The 23,326-nt window shown below is 60.3% G+C and carries 19 protein-coding genes and 1 rRNA gene; 14 read left to right on the forward strand and 6 right to left on the reverse strand.

The window, feature by feature from the left end; translation table 11 throughout:
• The 8 genes from BM132_RS28590 to BM132_RS26170 form a co-directional block, all read left to right on the forward strand.
• Nucleotides 1–182 (forward strand): hypothetical protein (locus BM132_RS28590; RefSeq protein ID WP_218157851.1); only part of this gene is annotated, 182 nt, incomplete at its 5' end.
• Nucleotides 178–293: ribosomal RNA gene (rrf, locus tag BM132_RS26140) — 5S ribosomal RNA — on the forward strand. The genes BM132_RS28590 and rrf, both read left to right, overlap by 5 nt.
• Before the next feature lie 154 nt (nucleotides 294–447).
• Nucleotides 448–3,900, forward strand: a complete 3,453-nt coding sequence (gene recC, locus BM132_RS26145) for an exodeoxyribonuclease V subunit gamma (RefSeq protein ID WP_092459712.1) — start codon at nucleotides 448–450, stop codon at nucleotides 3,898–3,900.
• Nucleotides 3,897–7,586, forward strand: a complete 3,690-nt coding sequence (gene recB, locus BM132_RS26150; RefSeq protein ID WP_092459714.1) for an exodeoxyribonuclease V subunit beta — start codon at nucleotides 3,897–3,899, stop codon at nucleotides 7,584–7,586. Before recC ends, recB begins: the two co-directional genes overlap by 4 nt.
• Nucleotides 7,583–9,679 carry an exodeoxyribonuclease V subunit alpha gene (gene recD / locus BM132_RS26155; protein WP_092459716.1) on the forward strand — a complete coding sequence of 699 codons (2,097 nt, stop codon included), beginning with the start codon at nucleotides 7,583–7,585 and terminating at the stop codon, nucleotides 9,677–9,679. The genes recB and recD overlap by 4 nt, the downstream gene beginning before the upstream one ends.
• 138 nt (nucleotides 9,680–9,817) lie before the next feature.
• A complete protein-coding gene (locus tag BM132_RS26160; RefSeq protein ID WP_092459718.1) occupies nucleotides 9,818–10,393 on the forward strand; it encodes a regulatory sequestration protein YfiR in 576 nt (191 codons plus the stop codon).
• Complete coding sequence (locus BM132_RS26165) at nucleotides 10,390–11,658, forward strand: diguanylate cyclase DgcN/YfiN (RefSeq protein ID WP_092459720.1); 1,269 nt, start codon at nucleotides 10,390–10,392, stop codon at nucleotides 11,656–11,658. The genes BM132_RS26160 and BM132_RS26165 overlap by 4 nt, the downstream gene beginning before the upstream one ends.
• A 3-nt stretch (nucleotides 11,659–11,661) precedes the next feature.
• On the forward strand, nucleotides 11,662–12,165 hold the full coding sequence (locus BM132_RS26170; protein WP_092402181.1) for an outer membrane lipoprotein YfiB: 504 nt from the start codon (nucleotides 11,662–11,664) through the stop codon (nucleotides 12,163–12,165).
• Here the strand turns inward: BM132_RS26170 and BM132_RS26175 are convergent.
• The gene (locus BM132_RS26175; RefSeq protein WP_092459722.1) at nucleotides 12,162–13,109 is read right to left on the reverse strand and encodes a LysR family transcriptional regulator; all 948 of its coding nucleotides are present in this window, start codon (nucleotides 13,107–13,109) and stop codon (nucleotides 12,162–12,164) included. The genes BM132_RS26170 and BM132_RS26175 overlap by 4 nt on opposite strands.
• 143 nt (nucleotides 13,110–13,252) lie before the next feature.
• Between BM132_RS26175 and BM132_RS26180 the strand changes: the two genes are divergently transcribed.
• Both BM132_RS26180 and mmsB read left to right on the forward strand, forming a co-directional pair.
• Entirely contained in the window at nucleotides 13,253–14,779 is a 1,527-nt protein-coding gene (locus tag BM132_RS26180; RefSeq protein WP_092459724.1) for a CoA-acylating methylmalonate-semialdehyde dehydrogenase, read from the forward strand.
• A 10-nt stretch (nucleotides 14,780–14,789) separates the two neighbouring features.
• A complete protein-coding gene (mmsB, locus tag BM132_RS26185; protein WP_092459726.1) occupies nucleotides 14,790–15,677 on the forward strand; it encodes a 3-hydroxyisobutyrate dehydrogenase in 888 nt (295 codons plus the stop codon).
• Between the two features lie 224 nt (nucleotides 15,678–15,901).
• Here the strand turns inward: mmsB and BM132_RS26190 are convergent, their stop codons facing one another.
• Both BM132_RS26190 and BM132_RS26195 read right to left on the reverse strand, forming a co-directional pair.
• Nucleotides 15,902–16,246: a cupin domain-containing protein gene (locus tag BM132_RS26190; RefSeq protein ID WP_085701337.1), complete on the reverse strand. Its 345-nt coding sequence runs from the start codon at nucleotides 16,244–16,246 to the stop codon at nucleotides 15,902–15,904.
• 97 nt (nucleotides 16,247–16,343) lie between these two features.
• Nucleotides 16,344–17,228: a LysR substrate-binding domain-containing protein gene (locus BM132_RS26195; RefSeq protein WP_092459728.1), complete on the reverse strand. Its 885-nt coding sequence runs from the start codon at nucleotides 17,226–17,228 to the stop codon at nucleotides 16,344–16,346.
• 217 nt (nucleotides 17,229–17,445) lie between these two features.
• On the opposite strand from BM132_RS26195, the gene BM132_RS26200 reads away from it, so the two are divergent.
• On the forward strand, nucleotides 17,446–18,210 hold the full coding sequence (locus tag BM132_RS26200; RefSeq protein ID WP_092459730.1) for a sulfite exporter TauE/SafE family protein: 765 nt from the start codon (nucleotides 17,446–17,448) through the stop codon (nucleotides 18,208–18,210).
• On the opposite strand, the gene BM132_RS26205 is transcribed toward BM132_RS26200, so the two are convergent.
• Nucleotides 18,200–18,514, reverse strand: a complete 315-nt coding sequence (locus BM132_RS26205; protein ID WP_092402222.1) for a putative quinol monooxygenase — start codon at nucleotides 18,512–18,514, stop codon at nucleotides 18,200–18,202. The two genes, BM132_RS26200 and BM132_RS26205, sit on opposite strands and share 11 nt — an antisense overlap.
• Before the next feature lie 196 nt (nucleotides 18,515–18,710).
• Between BM132_RS26205 and BM132_RS26210 the strand changes: the two genes are divergently transcribed.
• Together BM132_RS26210 and BM132_RS26215 are read left to right on the forward strand one after the other, a co-directional pair.
• Nucleotides 18,711–19,301, forward strand: a complete 591-nt coding sequence (locus BM132_RS26210) for an NADPH:quinone oxidoreductase MdaB (RefSeq protein ID WP_047229531.1) — start codon at nucleotides 18,711–18,713, stop codon at nucleotides 19,299–19,301.
• A gap of 108 nt (nucleotides 19,302–19,409) precedes the next feature.
• Complete coding sequence (locus BM132_RS26215) at nucleotides 19,410–20,321, forward strand: LysR family transcriptional regulator (RefSeq protein WP_092459732.1); 912 nt, start codon at nucleotides 19,410–19,412, stop codon at nucleotides 20,319–20,321.
• 95 nt (nucleotides 20,322–20,416) lie between these two features.
• On the opposite strand, the gene BM132_RS26220 is transcribed toward BM132_RS26215, so the two are convergent.
• Nucleotides 20,417–20,896: an Lrp/AsnC family transcriptional regulator gene (locus BM132_RS26220; RefSeq protein WP_047229533.1), complete on the reverse strand. Its 480-nt coding sequence runs from the start codon at nucleotides 20,894–20,896 to the stop codon at nucleotides 20,417–20,419.
• A gap of 412 nt (nucleotides 20,897–21,308) precedes the next feature.
• On the opposite strand from BM132_RS26220, the gene BM132_RS26225 reads away from it, so the two are divergent.
• Nucleotides 21,309–22,289, forward strand: a complete 981-nt coding sequence (locus BM132_RS26225; RefSeq protein ID WP_092459734.1) for a DUF6515 family protein — start codon at nucleotides 21,309–21,311, stop codon at nucleotides 22,287–22,289.
• A 132-nt stretch (nucleotides 22,290–22,421) separates the two neighbouring features.
• Here the strand turns inward: BM132_RS26225 and BM132_RS26230 are convergent, their stop codons facing one another.
• Nucleotides 22,422–23,315, reverse strand: coding sequence for a cation diffusion facilitator family transporter (locus BM132_RS26230; protein ID WP_092459736.1), 894 nt, complete (start codon nucleotides 23,313–23,315; stop codon nucleotides 22,422–22,424).
• Nucleotides 23,316–23,326: the final 11 nt, after the last annotated feature.

A 23,326-nucleotide genomic window follows, 5' to 3' on the forward strand; every position in this document is an offset into this window, starting at 1 on the left:
AATTGCCCGTGAGGCTTGACCATATAACACCCAAGCAATTTGCTGACCCGATACATAAAGGGCACCAGATTGCGGTGTGTGAAGACGCTATGAACCGAAAGTTCGCACAACACACAAACCTATCGCATACCCATTCGCTGGAACGTGACCGCAAGGCACGCACCGGCTACCGAATTTCTTGACGACCATAGAGCATTGGAACCACCTGATCCCATCCCGAACTCAGCAGTGAAACGATGCATCGCCGATGGTAGTGTGGGGTTTCCCCATGTGAGAGTAGGTCATCGTCAAGATTAAATTCCGAAACCCCTATCTGCTGACGCAGGTAGGGGTTTTGTTTTGCCCGCAGGAAAGTTCTTACGACAAGCACGGACAGCTCCCGGCTGTCACAGCCCCCCGACAGTGCTAAGGTTCGGCCCTAGCTTTTGCATTTTCAAGGATGCCTTTATGCCGGACGCGACGTCCTTAAGCCCTGCTTTCATGGTGGTCCACGGGAATCGCCTGGATGAGTTGCGCAGCCTGGTGATCAGCTTGATGCGTCGCTATCCGCTGGGGCCTCTTGAAAATGAAATCGCGCTGGTTCAAAGCAACGGCATCGCCCAGTGGTTGAAGCTGGCATTGGCTGAGGATCCGCAAGACGACGATACCGGTGGCTGCGGTATTGCCGCCGCCATTGATGTGCAATTGCCCGGCAGCTTCATGTGGCAACTCTATCGAACGGTTCTGGGGCGTGACGAAATCCCGGCCAAGTCGTTGCTTGATAAGGCTCCCCTCACATGGCGGCTGATGCGCCTTCTGCCGCAGTTGATCGAGCAGCCCCATTTCGAACCCCTGCGGCGTTTTCTTACCCACGACACCGACTTACGCAAGCGTTATCAGTTATCCGAGCGCCTTGCCGATCTGTTTGACCAATACCAGGTGTACCGGGCTGATTGGCTGGAGGACTGGGCGGAGGGGCGGCATCAGACAAGAAGCGTCCGGGGCGAAATCAAGCCGCTCGCGCCAGAAAACTGTTGGCAGGCCGAACTGTGGCGCGCCCTTCTGGTGGATGTGGGCGAGCAAGGCATGGCCCAAAGCCGTGCCGGAGTTCATCAACGGTACATCGAGCGCATCAACAGTTTGGAAGTGGCTCCCAGGAACCTGCCCGCGCGGGTGATTGTGTTCGGCATTTCTTCTCTGCCGGCCCAAGCCCTGGAAGCACTTGCCGGTCTGTCCCGGTTTAGCCAGGTTCTGCTGTGCGTCCATAACCCATGTCGCCACCATTGGGCGGACATCGTGGCCGACAAGGACCTGCTACGTCACCAATACAAGCGCCAGGCCCGCAAGGCCGGAATGCCTGTCGTCCTCGACCCGCAGACCTTGCATCAGCACGCTCATCCATTATTGGCAGCGTGGGGCAAGCAGGGGCGTGACTATATCAACCTGCTCGACAGCTACGACGACCCCAACAGTTATCGCTCGGTATTTCGCGATGGACGGATCGACCTGTTCAGCGAGGGCAATCCCACGACCCTTCTCAGTCAGCTGCAGGATGACATTCTCGAGCTGCGCCCGCTGAACGAAACCCGGGAGCAGTGGCCTGCGGTCGATACGGAGCAGGACGGGTCTATCCGTTTCCATATCGCCCACAGTGCTCAGCGTGAGGTTGAAATCCTCCACGATCAACTGCTGGCCCGCTTCAGTGCGGATCCGAGCCTGCGCCCCCGGGATATCATCGTCATGGTCCCGGACATCGACAGCTACGCACCGCATATACGTGCTGTGTTCGGTCAGCTTGAGAGAACTGATCCCCGTTTCATTCCTTTCACCCTCACTGATCAGGGCCAGCGTGGACGTGATCCGTTATTGATCGCTGTCGAACACTTGCTCAAGCTGCCGGATAGCCGCTTTCCGGTCAGCGAAATCCTCGATCTGCTCGATGTTCCGGCGTTGCGTGAGCGGTTCGGTATCGATGAAGCTGACTTGCCTACGCTGCACCGCTGGATCGAGGGTGCCGGTATCCGCTGGGGCATGAATGCCGAACATCGTGCCGGATTAGGATTGCCCGCGGAGCTCGAGCAGAACAGCTGGCGTTTCGGTCTTCGGCGCATGCTGCTGGGCTATGCCGTCGGCGGCGCGGGCGCCTACGACGGCATCGAACCCTATGATGAAATTGGGGGCCTGGATGCGGCGTTGATCGGTCCTCTGGTTGCCTTGCTGGATGCTTTGGAAGTGGCTCATCAGGAACTCAGCCTCCCCGCATCACCGCAAGAATGGGGCTCGCGTCTGCAGGATCTGATGCAACTGTTTTTCCAGGCGAGCAACGAACATGACGACTATCTGCTGGCCCAACTCGAAGACTTGCGTGAAACCTGGCTGGAGACCTGTGAGTCAGTTGCCCTGCATGATGAGTTGCCCCTGACTGTTGTCCGTGAGGCTTGGTTGGCAGGGTTGGATCAGGGCCGACTGTCCCAGCGCTTCCTGGCCGGTGCGGTCAACTTCTGCACCTTGATGCCGATGCGCGCCATCCCCTTCAAGCTGGTGTGTCTGCTGGGAATGAACGACGGTGATTATCCGCGAGCGCAACCGCCCCTGGATTTCGATCTCATGGGCAGCGACTATCGCCCTGGGGATCGTTCCCGACGCGAAGATGATCGATATCTGTTATTGGAGGCGCTGCTCTCTGCCCGGGAAAAGCTCTATATCAGTTGGGTCGGACGCAGCATCCGCGACAACAGTGACCGTCCTGCATCAGTATTGGTCGGCCAACTGCGGGATCATCTTGCCAGTGGGTGGCGGTTGGCAGATGACAGCAAGGATCTGCTTGAGGCGCTGACCCAGGACCATCCTTTGCAACCGTTCAGTGCTCGTTATTTTCATCAAGGCAGCGCGTTGTTCAGTTACGCCAGCGAATGGCGAATGCTTCATGGTGCCCACGAACACGCCGCCCAAAGCCAGGTGCTGGATCCCTATGTTCAGGAAGAACCCTTGGGCCTTGGGCAACTGCAGGACTTCCTGCGCAATCCCGTCCGGCACTTCTTCAGTCAACGACTCAAAATATTCTTCGAGGCCATCGAGGCCCCTTTGGCAGATGACGAACCCTTCGTTCTCGATGCACTGCAACGCTACAGCCTGAGCGACAGCTTGCTGGAGGCCGCCCTGGTTCGCCTCGATCAACCGGATCTGGCACTGGCCACTCATGCCAAAAGACTGCAGAACAGCGGCCTGTTACCGATGGCCGGTTTCGGTGAATGCATGCAACGTGAACTGATCGAGCCTTTGCCTGATTTGCTCCAGCGTTACCAGCAGCTTCTGGCGTTATGGCCCACACCGCTGACCAGTGCCTTGCCTGTCAGCTTGCAATTGCATGGCGTGAGCGTCGAGGGCTGGCTTAGTGGCCTGCATCAGCGTGCTGATGGAGCGGTTCTCACCATCAGCGCCATACCCAACGGTATTGGCTCCCCCAAGACCCGTAAATGGCATCGTCTGATTCGTCCTTGGGTCAATCATCTTGTAGCGTGCGCTAACGGCTTTTCGATGACGACGGCACTGGTGGCCAGTGATGATAGCTTGCTGCTGGCTCCTTTTGAGGAGCCCGTGGCACGACGGTTGCTCGGTGATCTATTGCAAGCCTGGCAGGCGGGTATGCGTCAGCCGCTTCCCGTCGCGGTGAAGACCGCCTTCGCCTGGCTCGGCCAGAGTGATCCTGCCAAAGCCGATGCGGCTGCTCGAAAAGCTTACGAAGGCGATGGGCAGAACTCTGAAGGCGAGCGGCGGGAAAGTCCGGCGTTGGCCCGGCAGTTTGCAGACTTCGATGCCTTGACGGCCGACGAGACATTCTCCGACTGGTGCGATGCACTTTACCGGCCACTGCTCGAAGCACCATGGCGTTCATTGGCCGGCGAGGAGGTAAGCGCATGAATCGCCAGCCTCCACTCGCCCTGGCCTTCCCGCTACGTGGCAGTCAATTGATCGAGGCCAGCGCCGGTACCGGCAAGACCTTTACCATTTCGGCGTTGTACCTGCGTCTGGTACTGGGGCATGGCGGCCCGGCCACCGGCTTTGGTCGCGAACTGCTTCCTCCGCAGATCCTGGTGGTGACCTTTACGGACGCTGCTACCAAGGAGTTGCGTGAGCGTATCCGCACGCGTCTGGCTGAGGCGGCGCGTTTCTTTCGTGATGAAATTGCCGCCCCGGATTCGCTGATCGCCGAGTTGCGGGATGAGTTCGATGCAACGCAGTGGCCTGGCTGTGCGAACCGTTTGGACATCGCTGCGCAATGGATGGATGAAGCAGCAGTGTCGACCATCCATAGCTGGTGTCAGCGCATGCTGCGTGAACATGCTTTTGACAGTGGTAGCCTGTTTACACAGACCTTGGAAACCGATCACAGCGACTTGCTTGGCGAAGTGCTCCGCGACTATTGGCGGCTGTTCTGCTACTCGATGCAAGGTGAGGCGCTGAATTGGGTGCGGACACATTGGGGCGGGCCCGCTGCGCTGCTGCCGCGAGTCAGAGGCCTGTTTTCCAGCGAACGCGATGCTGCTGAGGGGCTTGAACCGGCCGAACTGATCGCCGCATCGCTTCAGGAGCGCAGCGCCGCCTTGCTCGATCTCAAGGCGCCGTGGCGGCAATGGGCCGTGGAGTTGCTGGAGATCTGCCAGCAAGGCGTTGCCAACAAAAGTGTCGACGGGCGCAAGATGCAGGCCCGCTACTTCGAGCCGTGGTTTCAGAAAATCAATGCCTGGGTGGAGGACGAAAGCCTTGAACTGTTGGACATCGGCAGCGGCTTCACACGCCTGACCCCCGAGGGCATGGCCGAGGCCTGGAAAGGCGAAGTGCCCAGTCATCCCGGGCTGGACGCCATGTCCGGTCTCAAGGCCAACCTGGAAGCCTTGCCCACCCCCGATGCCGCGGTGCTGCAACATGCCGCGCAATGGGTTGGGGCACGTTTTGAGGCGGAGAAACGGCGCCGTGCGGAGATGGGTTTCGACGATATGCTGCTGCGTCTGGACGCAGCCCTTCAAGCCGAAGGTGGACCACGTCTGGCAAGTTTGATCCGCGAACAGTTTCCGGTGGCGCTGATCGATGAGTTCCAGGACACCGACCCGATTCAATATCGCATCTTCGAAAGCATCTACCACATCGCAGAAAGCAACCCCGACACCGGGTTGTTCCTGATCGGTGACCCGAAGCAGGCCATTTACGCTTTTCGCGGCGCTGACATCTATACCTACCTGCGCGCCCGCGAAGCCACCGCCGGCAGGCTGCATACGCTGGGAACAAACTTCCGTTCCAGCCACGCCATGGTCAGTGCGGTGAACCATATTTTCCAGAATGCCGAATCCCGCGCTGAAGGGCGCGGTGCTTTTCTGTTTCGTGAACCGTCGGGCAAGAACCCGGTGCCGTTCCTGCCCGTTGAGTCCCAAGGGCGCAAGGAGTCCTTGCAGGTCGACGGGCTACCCGTTGCCGCACTGAATATCTGGCACCTGTCTTCTGATCAGCCGCTTTCCGGGGCGGTGTATCGCAAGCACATGGCGGCGGCTTGTGCCAGTGAGATCACGGCATTGCTCAATGGCGGCCAATCGGGGCGCGATGGCTTTACGGTCGATGAAAAGACGCTCCAGGGATTACGCCCGGCGGATATCGCCATCCTGGTGCGTGACGGTAAAGAAGCTCAGGCAGTGCGCGACGAGCTGTCCGTACGGGGAGTGCGCAGTGTCTACCTGTCCGATAAAGACTCGGTCTTCGCTTCCCAGGAAGCGCGGGACCTGCTGATCTGGCTCAGGGCCTGCGCCGAGCCGGATGTCGAGCGGCCACTGCGGGCAGCGCTGGCCAGCATCACACTGAATCTTGCGCTGACGGAGCTGGAACGTCTCAATCAGGATGAGCTGGCCTGGGAGCGTCGGGTCATGCAGTTCCGAGGCTATCGTACGGTCTGGCGTACCCAGGGCGTGTTGCCCATGTTGCGTCGCCTGCTACATGATTTCGAGCTACCTCAAGCCTTGATGACGCGCAGCGACGGCGAGCGGGTGCTGACCAATTTGCTGCATCTTTGCGAGCTGTTGCAACAGGCCGCCGGCGAGCTGGATGGCGAGCAAGCTTTGATTCGGCATCTGTCCGAGCACCTGGCGCTGTCCGGACAGGCTGGCGAAGAACAGATCCTGCGCCTGGAAAGCGATGAGCAACTGGTCAAGGTGGTCACGATTCACAAGTCCAAGGGACTTGAATATCCACTGGTCTTCTTGCCCTTCATCTGTTCAACGAAACCGGTGGATGGCAGTCGGTTGCCTTTGCATTACCACGATGAAGCCTGTAAGGCACAGATTAGTCTCAAGCCTACCGCCGAGTTGATTGCCAAGGCCGATGACGAGCGTCTGGCCGAGGATCTGCGGTTGCTCTACGTGGCCCTGACCCGCGCACAACATGCGTGCTGGTTGGGTGTGGCTGATCTTAAACGGGGCAACAGCAATAGTTCGATCTTGCACTTGTCCGCATTGGGCTATCTGTTGGGCGGTGGTATGCCGTTGGTCGAGTCGGTGGAGTTGAGGCGCTGGCTGGAGGACCTGCAACAAGGCAGCGCAGTGATCAGCTATCAGGAGATGCCCCAGGCCACCGATGAGCATTACCGGCCGCCACGCAACGAAGCGGTATTGCTTGAACCTTTGATTCCCGTACGCAAAGCCAGCGAAAACTGGTGGATCGCCTCCTACAGCGCTTTGCGTATCGGGGAAAGCCTGAGTGCGGCCAGCAATGATGCACCGGAGAACCCGCAAGCTCAGAAGCTGTTCGACGATGAGCGGCTTGACCCCGATGCCCCAAGGGAAATTGTTGCCGTGGGTGGCGATATTCATCGCTTCCCTCGCGGTCCCGGACCGGGCACTTTTCTTCATGGTCTACTGGAATGGGCTGCTGGCGAAGGATTTGAAGCGACGCCAAGCGCCATCGAGGATGCCATAGCCCGGCGCTGCAATCGTCGAGGTTGGAAAGGCTGGATCGCTACCCTGGGTGACTGGCTGCAACACCTGATCAAACTGCCTATGCACATAGGGGACGGTCAGGCGCCGGTGGTGCTCGAAAACCTGTCCCAGTTCCAGGTCGAAATGGAATTCTGGTTTGCCAGCCACAAGGTCGATGTGCTCAAGCTCGACCAACTGGTTTGCCAATTCACCCATGGCGGTGTCGCTCGCGTGGCCGCTGAGCCGGTGTTGCTCAACGGGATGTTCAAGGGTTTCATCGATTTGACGTTCGAGCACGATGGCCGATATTACGTGGCCGATTACAAGTCCAACTGGCTGGGTGTCGATGACATGGCCTACACCGCGCAGGCCATGGAACAGTCAATCCTCGACAATCGCTACGACCTGCAATACGTGTTGTACCTGTTGGCCTTGCACCGTCAGCTCAAGGCGCGCCTGCCTGGCTATGACTACGACCGGCATGTCGGTGGGGCGTTGTATCTGTTCCTGCGCGGTACCCGCTCAGCCAGTCAGGGCGTTTACTTCACCAAGCCTCCACGGGCGCTGATCGAGCACCTGGACCGCATGTTCCAGGGGAGGTGCGAGCCAAAGGCTGAACCGGCATGGGAACAGGGGGAGCTGCTATGAAACGTTCTTTTGCCGATCTGTTACCCAAGCCGTCTGATGACGAGAGCCTGATGGATCTGGCTCCGCTGAGCCGTGCGGATGACTTGCTGCTGTTGCTCACCCGCTGGGTCGAACGAGGATGGCTGCGCGCCCTGGACAAGGCGTTCGTCGCCTTCCTCCATGAACTCGCGCCTGAAGATGATCCATTGGTGCTGCTTGCTGCGGCGCTCACCAGCCATCAGTTGGGACACGGGCATGTCTGCCTGGATTTGTTCGAAACGCTCAAGGAGCCGGATTTCGCCCTGTCACTGCCGCCTGAAGGCGACTCGCAAACCGGCGTGGAGCTGTTGCCCTCGCAAATACTACGGACCCTCGATGGGGCTCACTGGTGCAAGGTCCTCGCCTCCAGTGCGCTGGTGGCCTTGGCCGTCGATGAGCATGAAGAGGCGCGGCAGCGTCCTTTGGTGTTATCAGGTAAGCGTCTTTATCTGCGTCGTTATTGGGCTTATGAGCGGCGGATCGATGAGGCGTTGCGGCAACGGCTTGCCGAACATGAAGCCGCACCTGGTGATCTTCGCGAGCGTTTGAGCGGATTGTTCGGGCCGGCCAAAGCCGCTGGCCCGATCGATTGGCAAAAACTGGCCTGTGCGCTGGCGACCCGGGGAGCCTTCAGTATCATCACCGGCGGTCCGGGTACCGGCAAGACCACCACGGTTGTGCGCTTGCTCGCCTTGCTTCAAGCGCCCGCTGTCGAGGCAGGCAAACCGCTGCGGATCCGCCTGGCCGCGCCCACAGGCAAGGCGGCGGCACGTTTGACCGAGTCTATCAGCCAGCAGGTCCGCACCCTCGATGTGGTTGACGCCGTGCGTGAACGCATTCCCTGCGATGTGACCACGGTCCATCGTTTGTTGGGCAGTCGGCCTGGTACCCGACATTTTCGCCATCATGGGGGCAATCGCTTGCCACTGGATGTGTTGGTGATCGATGAAGCTTCCATGATCGATCTGGAGATGATGGCCAATCTACTGGATGCGCTGCCGACTCATGCGCGACTGGTATTGCTGGGCGACAAGGACCAATTGGCTTCTGTTGAGGCTGGTGCGGTACTGGGGGACTTGTGTCGGGACGCCGAGGAGGGGTGGTACAGCCCCCGGACCCTGGCCTGGCTGGAGTCGGTCAGCGGCGAAAACCTGGCGGCCAGTGATCTGCGGCAGGACCTCGATGGTACTCATGCCCTGGCCCAGCAAGTGGTCATGCTCAGGCATTCGCGGCGCTTCGGTGAGGGCAGTGGGATCGGTCAACTGGCGCGTCGGGTTAACCAGCAACAATCGGAACAGGCCCGTCAACTGCTGCTCGAAGGCGAATTCACCGACCTGTTTTCCCTGGCGCTGAGGGGCGAACACGATGGAGCGCTGGAGCGCTTGTTACTCGACGGCAAGGCAGACGGGCCGAAGGGTTATCGGCATTACTTGAGCCTGTTGCGTCAGCGCCGCCCGGCCATTTCCCGACCGCTTGAGGACGGCTGCTGGACAGATTGGGCTCGAGAGGTCCTGTCGGCTTTCGACGAGTTCCAGCTGCTTTGTGCCGTACGCAAAGGCCCGTGGGGCGTCGAGGGGTTGAACCAGCGCATCACCGCCGCACTGCTCAAGGCCCAGCTTATCGACAGCGATCACCAATGGTACGAAGGGCGCCCGGTTCTGATGACCCGCAACGACTACGGGTTGGGCTTGATGAATGGCGATATCGGTATCGCGCTCAAGCTGCCCGAACGAGATGGGCCGGACGCGGGCAAGCAGGTTCTGCGGGTCGCGTTCCCTCGTAACGATGGCCAGGGCGGTGTGCGTTTCGTCCTGCCCAGTCGCCTGAATGATGTAGAAACTGTCTTTGCCATGACGGTGCACAAATCCCAGGGGTCGGAGTTCGCCCATACGGCTTTGATTCTTCCGGATGCGCTGAACCCCGTGCTGACTAAAGAGTTGGTGTACACCGCCATTACTCGGGGCAAGCAGTGGTTCAGCCTGATAGAGCCGCGAGCGGGAGTCTTTGAAGAGGCGGTTCGGCGCAAGGTCAAGCGCTTGAGTGGGTTGATGCTGGAGCTGGAAGGAACTGTCTGAGCGACCGACTTTCACGGTCAATGTCCTGGGCAGCTGTTCTGCCGGCGGATATCGCAAGCGTCGCAGAACGCTGCCTCGCTGGCTTTTTGGCACTGTGCTATCTTTCCGGCACTTATTGCATCGACCAAGAGACTTTCCATGAGTGTGGCTGTTCAGGAGACAGTGCGCCGCAAGGGCTGGAGGCAATATTTGCTCGCCAGCCTTCTGTGCTTACTGGCGCCTGTGGTTATCGGCCAGGAGCAGGCCACCACGACCCGGGCTGAACAGCGGGCCGAATCCGTCACCCAGGTTGTGTTGGGAATTCTCAGCTACGCCCGCTGGCCCGTGGAGCCGGCGCAATTGCAGTTGTGCATTGTCGGGCCGACTCAATACACCGACGATCTGGTCAAGGGTACGACGCAGGCCACTGGCCGGCCCGTGACTGTGCAGCGGGTGCTGGCCGATCACCCCAGCATCGCCACGGATTGTAACGCGATCTACATCGGCAGATTGACCCTTGACGAGCGCACCCGTCTGTTTGCGTCCTTGATCGGCAAACCTGTGTTGAGCATCAGTGAGGGCGGCGATCAGTGCACCGTCGGCAGCCTGTTCTGTCTGCGGGTCGCTGACGAACAGGTCTCGTTCGAGGTCAACCTGGATTCGGTGGCGCGCAGTGGCGTGCGCATTCACCCCAGCGTTTTGCAGCTTTCACGTCGCAGGCCAGCAGCACCATGAGTCTGCCCACGGCACGGATTCGTCCCACACTGGGCTCGGTCATCGGTCGCGGTCACCTGATTGTCGCGTTGGTGGCGATCACCATGGCCAGTGTCTCCCTGACGTTGCTCGGTGTACTTGCGCTGCGAGTCTATGCCGATCACAACCTGCACCTGATCGCCCGTTCGATCAGCTATACCGTTGAAGCGGCCGTGGTGTTCGATGACTCAGTGGCGGCGACTGAGGCGCTGGCTGTGATTGCCTCCACCGAAGAAGTCGCCGATGCCGAGGTGTTCAACGAGCACGGGCGTCTGCTGGCTCGCTGGCAGCGGCCGGAAACAGGCTTGTTGTCGGAGTTGGAAAGGCACATCGCCAAAACCTTCCTGGAAAAGCCCATCAGCCTGCCCATCATCCATCAGGGCCAGAATATAGGCGCAGTTCTACTGTCGGGGCATGGCGGCAGTCTTTTGCGGTTTTTGCTCAGCGGCCTGGCGGGAATTGTCCTGTGCACGGCGGTGAGCGCCTGGGTGGCGTTGTATCTGGCGCGGCGTCAGTTACGCGCAATCACCGGGCCGCTGCGCAGCCTTGCCGAGGTGGCCCATGCCGCGCGCAGCGAACGCGCCCTCGACCGACGCGTCCCACCAGCCGCTATCGCCGAACTGGATAACTTGGGCAATGACTTCAACGCGCTGCTTGATGAACTGGAGTCTTGGCAAACCCACCTGCAAAGCGAGAACGAAACCCTGGCTCACCAGGCCAGTCATGACAGCCTGACCGGATTGCCGAATCGGGCATTTTTCGAAGGCCGGCTGATCCGTGCACTGCGCAATGCCAACAAACTCGACGAGCAGGTCGCCGTGCTCTATCTGGACAGTGACCGATTCAAGGGTATCAACGATAACTTCGGCCATGCTGCCGGTGATGCAGTGCTGACGGCGGTGGCGACACGGGTTCGGGCGCAGTTGCGTGAAGGTGACCTGGTGGCGCGCCTGGGCGGGGACGAATTTGCCGTGCTGCTTGCGCCCTTGCACCGGGCCGAGGATGCCGAGCTGATTGCCGAAAAAATCATAGCCAGCATGGAAATGCCCATTCAATTGCCCGGCAATGCCTCGGTGCTGACTTCTCTGAGTGTCGGCATCGCCGTTTACCCTGATCATGGCGCTACACCAGGCGCCTTGCTCAATGCCGCCGATGCGGCGATGTATCAGGCCAAACGCCTCGCCAGAGGCGGTCAACACACGGCCGGGGCGGAGCACCCGGTTGCTGATCTTCAAGCCAGGAGCTGACTCGTGCGCCTCTATCCTCAACTCTCCCTGCAGCGCTTAGCCGCGCTTTTGTTCATCACCGTTCTGGCCCTGACCGGCTGCCAGACGCCGCCCCCAAAAGGTCTTACCCCGGCGCAAGTCGCCGTGCTCAAACAACAAGGGTTCGAATTGACTGACGAAGGCTGGGCCTTCGGTCTGTCGGGCAAGGTGCTGTTTGGCAGCGATGTGGAAAACCTCAACGCGGCCAGCACCGAGATCGTCGAACGAATTGGCAAAGCTCTGCTGGGGGCTGGAATCGAACGGGTGCGGATCGATGGTCATACCGACGCATCAGGCTCGCAAGCCTATAACGAGCAACTGTCGATACGTCGCGCCAGCAGCGTGAGCAAGGTACTGATTGACGTGGGCATGCGCGAAGAAAACGTTCAAACACGGGGGCTGGGCAGTAGCAGGCCAGTCGCCTCCAACGACACGGTGGAGGGGCGCACCGAAAACCGTCGCGTCGCCATCGTGGTCATCGCCGACTAGTCGGCGAACACCATTTCCCGGCTATCGCCCATCAGCAGTGGCTGATTCTGCTCAGTCACTTCGCGGATGTAATCCCACAACAGGGTGATGCGCTTGAGCTTGCGCAGATCCTCCCGGCAGTACATCCAGAACTGTCGGGTGACGGTGATTTCCTCCGGCAGCACCGGCAGCAGGCGGGGATCCTGGGCGGCGAGGAAGCACGGCAGGATAGCCAATGATCGTCCTTGCTGCGCTGCCACGAACTGCGCAATCACGCTGGTGCTGCGCAGGTGAGCATGGGCGCCTGGCAATACATTCGCCAGATAGAGCAGCTCGGAACTGAACGCCAGATCGTCCACGTAGCTGATGAACGAATGCTTGCTCAGGTCCGCCGGTCGGTGGATGGGAGGATGGCTGTCCAGGTATTGCTGGGTGGCGTAGAGCTGCAGTCGGTAGTCGCACAGTTTGCAGCACACATACGGACCATGTTCGGGGCGTTCGAGGGCGATGACGATGTCGGCTTCGCGCTTGGAAAGGCTGATGAAGTGCGGCAGCGGCAGGATGTCCACGGAAATGGCCGGGTAGGCATCGACGAAATGACTCAGTTGCGGCGTGATGAAGAAGCTGCCGAAGCCCTCGGTACAGCCCATGCGCACGTGGCCGGACAACGCCACCCCAGAGCCTGAAACCTGTTCGCAGGCCATGTGCAGGGTGCTTTCGATCGATTCGGCGTAACCCAGCAGGCGCTGGCCTTCGGCTGTCAGGACAAAACCGTTGGTCCGGGATTTTTCGAACAGCAGCGTACCCAACGAAGCTTCCAGCGAGCTGATGCGCCGCGACACCGTGGTGTAGTCGACGGCCAGGCGCTTGGCCGCCGTGCTGGCCTTGCGGGTGCGGGCCACTTCGAGGAAAAACTTGAGGTCGTCCCAATTCAGCGACCCCAGGGAGGTGATGTTTTTTTGCATGATGGACCGGTTTTTATGTGCGTTCTTATTAGAAGTTTGCACATCTATACTCCAAAAACCGTCTCATCACCAAGGTGTCTGTCTAGGCACCTTGATCTGTGCTGAACCAGCGCTCTCTATAAGAACAAGTCCCGGAGGCCAGCATGAACGTTTCCCTTACGCCCAGCGACACTGCCCTGCAAACCGTAAAGTTGTTGATCAACGGCGAGTGGGTTGAATCCCAGTCCAGCGAATGGCACGACATCGTCAACCCGGCCACCCAGCAGGTACTGGCGAAAGTTCCGTTCGCCACGGCGTCGGAAGTCGATGCCGCCGTTGCCGCCGCCCAGCATGCTTTCCAGACCTGGAAGCTGATCCCCATTGGCGCGCGGATGCGCATCATGCTCAAGCTCCAGGCGTTGATCCGCGAGCACTCCAAACGCATCGCCGCCGTACTGAGCGCCGAGCAGGGCAAGACCATCGCTGATGCCGAGGGCGATATTTTTCGTGGCCTGGAAGTGGTGGAACACGCTTGCTCCATCGGCACCCTGCAGATGGGCGAGTTTGCCGAGAACGTTGCCGGCGGTGTCGATACCTACACGCTGCGCCAACCGATTGGTGTGTGCGCAGGCATTACCCCGTTCAACTTCCCGGCGATGATTCCGCTGTGGATGTTCCCGATGGCCATCGCCTGCGGTAACACCTTCGTGCTCAAACCGTCGGAGCAGGACCCGCTGTCGACCATGCTGCTGGTGGAGCTGGCCATTGAGGCCGGTGTGCCGGCGGGCGTGCTCAATGTGGTGCATGGCGGCAAGGATGTGGTGGATGCGCTCTGCACTCACAAGGACATCAAGGCGGTTTCCTTCGTCGGCTCGACGGCGGTCGGCACCCACGTGTATGACCTGGCGGGTCGCCATGGCAAGCGCGTGCAATCGATGATGGGCGCCAAGAACCATGCGGTGGTGTTGCCTGATGCCAATCGCGAACAAACCCTCAATGCTCTGGTCGGCGCCGGTTTCGGTGCGGCGGGCCAGCGTTGCATGGCCACTTCGGTGGTGGTCATGGTGGGTGCGGCCAAGCAATGGCTGCCCGAGCTCAAGGCCCTGGCGCAGAAGCTCAAGGTCAACGCCGGCAGTGAGCCCGGCACCGATGTCGGTCCGGTGATTTCCAAGCGGGCCAAGGCGCGGATTCTTGAGTTGATCGAGAGTGGCGTGCAGGAAGGGGCGAAGCTGGAACTCGATGGCCGTGACATCAGCGTGCCGGGTTTCGAGCAAGGCAACTTCGTCGGCCCGACCCTGTTCTCCGGCGTGACGACCAAGATGCGTATTTACACCGAAGAAATCTTCGGTCCGGTGTTGGTGGTGCTGGAAGTCGACACCTTTGATCAGGCAATCGCCCTGGTCAATGCCAATCCGTTTGGCAACGGCACCGGCCTGTTCACCCAGAGCGGGGCAGCGGCGCGTAAATTCCAGAGCGAAATCGACGTTGGCCAGGTTGGGATCAACATTCCGATTCCGGTGCCGGTGCCGTTTTTCAGCTTCACCGGCTCCCGTGGTTCGAAACTCGGTGACCTGGGCCCCTACGGCAAACAAGTGGTGCAGTTCTACACTCAGACCAAGACCGTTACTGCGCGCTGGTTCGATGATGACAGCGTCAATGACGGTGTGAACACCACCATCAATCTGCGTTGAGGAGCCGGACATGAAGATCGCATTTATCGGCCTTGGCAACATGGGCGCCCCTATGGCGCGCAATCTGCTCAAGGCCGGCCATTCGCTAAACCTGTTCGACCTCAACCAGGCGGTGCTGGCTGAATTGGCCCCATTGGGCGGCACCATCAGCGCCTCGCCTCGCGATGCGTCCCAAGGCGTTGACCTGGTGATCACCATGTTGCCGGCTGCTGCCCATGTACGCAGTGTCTGGCTCGGTGAAGACGGTGTACTGGCCGGCATCGCCGCCGGTACGCCCGCGGTGGACTGCAGCACCATCGACCCGCAGACCGCACGCGATGTTGCGGCCGCGGCCGCCAAACAAGGCGTAGCGATGGCCGACGCGCCTGTCTCCGGCGGCACCGGTGGCGCAGCGGCCGGCACATTGACCTTCATGGTCGGTGCCACCGCTGAATTGTTCGCCACCCTGCAACCGGTGCTGGCGCAGATGGGCCGTAATATCGTGCATTGCGGTGACGTCGGCACCGGGCAGATCGCCAAGATCTGCAACAACCTGCTGTTGGGGATTTCCATGGTGGGCGTCAGCGAAGCCATGGCCCTGGGCGATGCCCTGGGGATCGATACGCAGGTACTGGCCGGGATCATCAACAGCTCAACAGGCCGTTGCTGGAGTTCGGACACCTACAACCCGTGGCCGGGCGTGATCGAAACAGCACCGGCGTCCCGTGGCTACACCGGGGGCTTTGGAGCCGAGCTGATGCTCAAGGATCTGGGCCTGGCGACTGAAGCGGCGCGGCAGGTTCATCAACCGGTGGTGCTGGGCGCGGTGGCGCAGCAGTTGTACCAGGCGATGAGTCAGCGGGGCGAGGGCGGCAAGGATTTTTCGGCGATTGTTAACAGCTATCGCAAACCGCAATAAGCGCTGGGGCATCGGCGTTTTTTTGTGGCGAGGGGATTTATCCCCGCTGGGGTGCGAAGCGCCCCCCTTCAAACTGCCTGACATACCGAGTGTCAGGTTTTGGGGCTGCTGCGCAACCCAGCGGGGATAAATCCCCTCGCCACAGGGGCATATGCAAGCAACATGCAGATCCCGAAAAGCTGTTTTCCGAGAGACCATGTCGGGTGGTCTCTCGGTTTTTTGTTTCAGGCAAAGACGAAATATTTACGCACGGTCTCGACCACTTCCCACGTGCCTTTCATGCCCGGCTCGACGACGAAGATGTCACCGGCCCGCAGATGGATCGGCTCCATGCCATCGGGGGTGATGATGCAGTAGCCTTCCTGGAAATGGCAGTACTCCCACTTCACATAGTCCACGCGCCACTTGCCCGGCGTACAGATCCAGGTGCCCATGATCTTGCTGCCGTCTTCGCTGGTGTAGGCGTTGAGGTTGACGGTGTGCGGATCGCCTTCGAGTTTTTCCCATTTGCAGGCATCGAGTACGGGCAGCGGATGGGTATCGCGCAGGACGGTGATGGGGGCGGTCATGTGAACTCCGAAAGGGACAGAAGAGAGCAGGCACCCTAACGTGCGACATGATCGGGCAGATGCCTGTGCTCGACACCGGCCTATCCAGAAGCGCGCATCAGATGGCGGTCAGGTGCGTGGCCAGGGCTTTGGCGTAGGCGGGCAAGGTGTCGAAGCGGCGGGCGCACAGCCGCAGTGAGCGTTGAGCCCAGGCCTCTTGCAGCAACACCCATCGCCAGGAAGGCTCGAGCGGGCGCCGCGCGATGGCGGCCTTTGGCACGATGGCAATGCCCGCACCATGAGCGACCATGCGAATCACCCCATCAAAACCGTCGGCGCGAATGCGAATGTGCATGCGTCGTCCGGTGTGCAGCGCCTGTTCTTCGAGGTAAATCGCCAGAGCACTGGAAGCGTTCAGGCCTACATAATCATGGCTGAGGGTCTCATTGAAACTTAGCGGGCGACCGTCAGCCAAGGGATGTTCCGAGGGCAGGATCAAGACCAGCGGATCATCGCGAAAAGGGCGGGTTTCAAGGCCGGCGGTGTCGACCGCGTCGGAGATGATACCCAGGTCCGCCGCGCCCTGACGCAGTGCATGGGTGATCCTTGAGCTGGGCAGTTCCTGCAGGTCGATGTCGAGGTTGGAATGGGCCTTGAGAAAGTCGGCCAACAATTCCGGCAGGTATTCGGTCATGGCGCTGGTGTTGCACAACAACCGCACCCGACCTTTAACGCCCCGGGCGTATTCGCCCAGGTCCTGTTGCAGGTGTTCGGCATGTTGCAGCAACACCCGGGCATGTTGCGCCAGCGCCTGGCCGGCCGACGTGGGTGTTACACCGCGCCGCCCGCGTTCGAGCAATTCGATCCCCAAGGAGGCCTCCATGGCGCGGACCCGGGCACTGGCCGCCGCCAGGGACAGATGGCTGCGGGCAGCGCCGGCAGTGATGTTGCCGGTGTCGAGGATATGTAGATAGAGGCGCAGGTCGATGAGGTCGAAGTGCATGAGTGATGTGATCCTGTGCCGGGTTCTGGGGTGCCTGGAACATTGTCATCGCGAGCAGGCTCGCTCCCACAAAAACAATGCAGGATCCAAGGTGGGAGCGAGCCTGCTCGCGATGGCGTCTACAGCCTCAGCAAATTCTTCAGCCTCTTGCTCGGCCAGAGGCTGTCTCAGTATATGGCAGATTTAAAACCTGACCGCCAGGGCCCACGATACGCCCATGAACACACTCATGGCTTTCTATCAAAATCTTGGCCCTGTCCTTTCTTTGCTGGTCATCGGCACCTTCCTGATGGCCGGCACCATCAAGGGCATGATTGGCCTCGGCCTGCCGACCATTTCCATGGGCTTACTCGGCCTGGCTATGGCTCCGACACAGGCTGCGGCGTTGCTCGTCATCCCGGCCACGCTGACCAATATCTGGCAACTGACCTTTGGCGGTCATCTGCAAACCCTGATCTGGCGTTTGTGGCCACTGTTGCTGGGGATTTGCATTGGCACCAGTCTGGGCACGTTGTGGTTCGATACGGTGGGTGGACCTTGGGCGGTTCGAGCTTTGGGTGGCGCGTTGTTGCTGTACGCGCTGAGTGGGCTGTTGCTGCCGACATTGCGGGTCGCTGCCAGTGTTGAGCGGTGGGCAGCGCCGTTGTGCGGTCTGCTCACTGGCCTCATCACCTGCGCGACGGGTGTGTTCGTTATTCCGGCGGTGCCGTACCTGCAAGCGTTGGGCTTGAGCAAGGACGAACTGGTGCAGGCGTTGGGCTTGTCATTCACGGTGTCGACACTGGCCCTGGCGGCCGGCCTGCTATGGCACGGCGCCTTGGGCGGGGGCGAATTAAGCGCTTCGTTGCTGGCCCTGGCGCCGGCGCTGCTGGGGATGTGGCTGGGGCAATGGCTGCGTCAGCGCATCAGCGCCGTGCTGTTCAAGCGGGCGTTTTTCATTGGCCTGGGTGTGCTCGGCGGCCATTTGCTGATCAGCGGCTAGCCGAGGACGGGCTGAGCATGTCGACGCGGCGGATTTCGAAATCGCGCTCCAGGTACTCCATGCGCTGCTCAAAAAACTGCTTCATGTGCGGCAGGTTCGAGTGCACGTCCAGATGAGCCTGGGATTGCCAGATTTCATAGAAGATAAACAGTGTCGGGTCTTGCCGGTCTCGCAGCATGTGATATTCGATGCAACCGGGTTCGGCACGGCTCGGTTCCACGTAGGCACGAAACAGCGTTTCGAAGGCTTCGGCTTTTTCCGGACGGGTCTTGGCGTGCAAGATGAAACCGTGCAATTGGCTCATCGGAGTGGCTCCTGAATAAAAGTATGCGAATGCTACGGCAAGAATGGGCTGTCTATTCGTGCGTATAGGTCAAATCAGTTTTGCCGTTGCAGCGCTTACTCCGCCGCAAGCTCATCGGTACTCTGCCGCCATCATTTTCAATCTTTCCATTGGGTGACCGTTCGACCGTGTCCCCTGGAATCCGATGAGGCTCTCCATGAAAAAAGTTCTGCTGCTCAACGGTGGTAAACAATTCGCTCACTCCGACGGTCGCTATAACGCCACCCTCCATGATGCGGCGGTCAGTGTGTTGGACCGTGGTGGGTTCGATGTGAAAACCACGTTCATCGACGGTGGTTACGACATCAAAGAGGAAGTCGCCAAGTTCCTCTGGGCCGACGTGATCATTTACCAGATGCCAGGCTGGTGGATGGGCGCACCGTGGACCGTCAAGAAATACGTCGATGAGGTCTTCACCGAAGGCCATGGCAGCCTCTACGCCAGCGACGGCCGCACCCGTTCCGATGCTTCGCAGAAATACGGCAGTGGTGGCTTGTTACAGGGCAAGCAATACATGTTGTCGTTGACCTGGAACGCCCCGCAGCAAGCCTTCGATGACCCGACCGACTTCTTTGAAGCCAAGGGTGTGGACGCTGTGTACTTCCCGTTCCACAAGGCCAACCAGTTCCTGGGCATGAGCGGATTGCCAACCTTTCTGAGCGTGGACGTGATGAAACGCCCGAATATCGAGGCCGATGTGGCGCGCTATGAGCAGCATTTGATTGAGGTGTTCGGCCTGAAGGCCTGACTTTCTTTTGTCACGTATCCCGATACTATCCTGTGGCTCAGATCCGCTTTGCGGCACAACGGGGATAGACTCCCTCGCCACAAGCGCGCGCAGTCGACAGGGGGATATGTGAAAGCCAGATCCGACGAATTGCAGATTTTCGTCTGCGTGATCGAATGCGGGTCGATTTCCGCCGCCGCCGAGCAGGTCGGGCAGACGCCGTCTGCGGTCAGTCGTACCTTGTCGCGCCTGGAAGCCAAGCTCGATACCACGCTGATCAACCGCACCACGCGGCGCATGGACCTGACCGAAGAGGGCAAGTATTTCTTCGAGCAGGCCAAGGGCATTCTCGACCAGATGGATGAGCTGGAGGAACGCCTGTCGTCCCGCCAGAAAAACCCGGCCGGGCGGTTGCGGATCAATGCGGCGGCGCCTTTCATGTTGCACGCTATCGTGCCGCACATCGAAGAGTTCCGCGGTCTCTACCCGGACATCCAGCTCGAACTCAACAGCAACGACCTGATTATCGATTTGCTCGAGCAAAGTACCGACATCGCCATTCGCATCGGCACCCTCAGCGACTCGACGCTTCACGCCCGATCCCTGGGTTGCAGCCCGCTGCACATACTGGCCAGCCCGACCTATCTGAAGCGGCACGGAACACCTGCCACCGTCGCCGAGCTGGCCCGGCATGCCTTGTTGGGGTTTGCCCAGAATGAGGGCCTCAATCAGTGGCCGTTGCGTCACGAGCACGGTGATCGTTGGCCGATCCAGCCAGCCATCAGCGCGTCCAGTGGCGAGACCGTGCGCCACTTGGTGCTGCAAGGGCAGGGCATAGCGTGTCTGTCGGACTTCATGACCCGCGAGGACATCCGTGCCGGCCGGCTCAAGGTGCTGCTGGCCGATGCCAACAGCGGCTATCGCCAACCGATCAACGCGGTGTATTACCGCAACTCCCAACTGGCGCTGCGGATCCAGTGTTTTCTGGACTTCATCCAGGGCAAGCTCGCCGAATACGCCTCGCGGGACTTCAAAGGCTGATTCGTGGCTTCAAGGCGAGTGTGGTTTGGGTTCGAGGGCTGGCCGATGCCCGAGCGTACGTCGGTGCGAGGCTGTGAATCGGCGCTCGTTTGTCGTCAGCCGCGCAGATGAGTCAGCGGCAGTTCGGTGCTGTTGAGCACCTGGTTCAACACGAAGCTGGAGCGCACACTGGTGACCCCGTCAATCCGGGTCAGGTGCCCCAGCAGCAGTTTCTGATAGTGGTCCATGTCCGGCACCACGACCTTGAGCTGGTAATCGGCATCCATGCCGGTCACCAGGCTGCATTCCAATACTTGGGGCAGGTTGCGGATGGCGGCTTCGAAGTTCTCGAAACGTTCAGGGGTGTGGCGGTCCATGCCGATGAGCACGTAGGCCGTCAGGCTCAGGCCGAGCATTTTGCGGTCGAGCAGGGCGACCTGACGGGTAATGTAGCCGTCGTCTTCCAATTGCTTGACCCGCCGCGAGCAGGGGGACGGCGACAGGCCGATGCGTTCGGCCAGCTCCTGATTGGAGATGCGCGCGTCGCGCTGCAATTCCGCCAGAATGCTCAGGTCGTAACGGTCGAGTTTGCTCATTGGTCGGGCCTTTGTCTTGATAATTGCTGGATATTATCTATCGCGGGTAAAAAATTGCGCAAGTAATGTTTATTTACGCAATCTTCGCAATCATTCGTCGGTACTCCGGGCCTATTCTTATCACCAAGATCACTGCTCGGACAAACAGTCCAGTGCGGCCCGCCCAATCCGGCCGGCTGCGGTCGCAGCACCCACCGGTGTTGGCAGACCCCCGAGCTGCACACTGTCCAGAAGACGGCGTGAGGTGAGCCGACGTCAAAAGCGTCGCGCACGGACGAAGTTCTCAAGGGGAGGCCGACGGGCCTCCCTTTTTTAATGCCTAAATAATGGCGACGACTGATAACCTGTCGCAGAACCGGCCTAGGCTTTTCCAGTCTCATTCATCAGGCCCTGAACCGTTGTGAGGAATTTCATGAAGTCGCGCATCTGGCGTTTGGCAGGTGTTGGTCTGTTGTGGGCAAGTGTCAGTGCGCAGGGCGTGGCCGACGATCAGCAAAATCGTGGCGGGCCGGACGGGCAAGGTGGTAACGGCCAGGGTTATTCAGGCCAACCCCGGCCACAGAGCAACGAGATCATTCGCGGCGACAACAGCCGCCAGTTTGAGGTCCAGCCTCACGCTCAAGGCGGGCAGCCCTACAACCGCCCGCCGCAAGACCCCAATGGTCGTCCGCCGCACCAACCTGGTAACAGCCTGCCGATCCAGGGCCGCCCCGACAGCGTGACCCAGACCCAGGAACCGAAGCCGGGTTACTACCGCGATATTCCGCGCCGCAGCGATGGCTATCCGAGCGGTGGGCCACGCCCTGGCCATGACCCTCGCCCGGACCAGCACTGGCCCGGCCGGCCGGACGGTCATGGCAACGGCTGGGGACCGGGGCCGCAATATCGTCCCGGGTATGTCATCGATCGTTTTCCGGATCGCAACTACCGCGTGCCTTACCGTGGCCATGACTATTTTTATTCGGGCGGTTACTGGTATCGCCCTCAAGGGCCGCGCTATATCGTGGTTGAGCCACCGCGCGGAATCCGTACCCGTTATCTGCCCGATTACGCCCGGGAAGTCTGGATCGGCGGCGCGCTGTTTTTCCTTGCCGCTGGCGCCTATTACATCTATGAAGCCAACACCCGGGACTACGTCGTTGTCGACGCGCCGATGAGCAACCCGCAGCCCCAGCCCCAAGGCAACAGCTTCGATGTGGTGGCTTATCCAGCCAACGGCCAATCTCCCGAGCAGGTCAATCAGGATGGCTACGAATGCTATCGCTGGGCGGTGCAACAGAGCGGTTTCGATCCACGCAACTACACCTACCCACCCGCGCCGCAAGTGGTGCAGACCTATCGCCAAGCCCAAGGGAGTTGCTTGAGCAGTCGGGGATATCAGGTAACGTACTGATCACGCGAAAGAAAAACACTCCCCTGTGGCGAGGGAGCTTGCTCCCGCTCGGTTGCGCAGCGACCGCAAAACCTGGGCCTGTTGCGCAGGCCAGCGGGAGCAAGCTCCCTCGCCACGGGTCTGTGTTCAGCGTCAAGCGTCGGCGCCTTTCACCACTTCCGACGGATCGGCATGCACCAACACTTCCGCCTTCGGATAGGCGCGGTGTATGGCATCGGCGGCTTGGTCGCTGATGCCGTGGGCCACTGACAGGGTCAGCTCGCCCGGCAGCTCCAGATGCAGTTGCACGAACCAGTGGTTACCCGAGATACGTGTGCGCAGGTCGTGGGCACCCAGTACGCCGGGCACTGCGCAGGCCAGTTCCAGCATGCGCTGGCTGACGTCAGGTGGCAGTTCCTCATCCATCAGTACCGCGAAACTTTCCCGGGCGATCTGGATGGCGCTCCACAGGATGTAGGCGGCGATGCCCAGGCCGAACCAGGCGTCGAGCCGATCCCAACCCAGCCCGGCCAGTACCAAAGCGACCAGGATGCTGCCATTGAGCAACAGATCCGAGCGATAGTGCAGCGAGTCAGCGCGCACGGCGGTGGAGCCGGTGGCGCGGACGACCCGATGTTGCAGCGCCAACAAGGCCAGGGCCAGCCCCAGGGCGAAGATGATCACGCCGACACTGAGCCAGGCCGCCTCCACCGGGACCGGGTTTTTCAGGCGCTCAACTGCCTGCAACGCAATCAACACGGCACTGCCGCCAATGAACAATGCCTGGGCCATGCCGGCCAGGGACTCGGCTTTGCCGTGGCCGTAACGATGGTCTTCGTCGGCAGGGCGCAAGGCGTAATGTACCGCCAGCAGATTGAGCAGCGACGTGACGCCGTCCAGCGCCGAGTCGGTCAGGCCGGCGAGCATGCTCACCGAGCCGCTCAGCCACCAGGCCAGTGCCTTGGCAACGACCAGAATGAGCGCCACGGCCACCGAAGCGCGCGTGGCCAGGCGCAGCAGACGGGCATGTTCGGTGCTGGTGGTCATGGCGCGGTCGT

Source organism: Pseudomonas sp. NFACC45 (assembly GCF_900113505.1).
GTDB lineage: Bacteria > Pseudomonadota > Gammaproteobacteria > Pseudomonadales > Pseudomonadaceae > Aquipseudomonas > Aquipseudomonas tehranensis.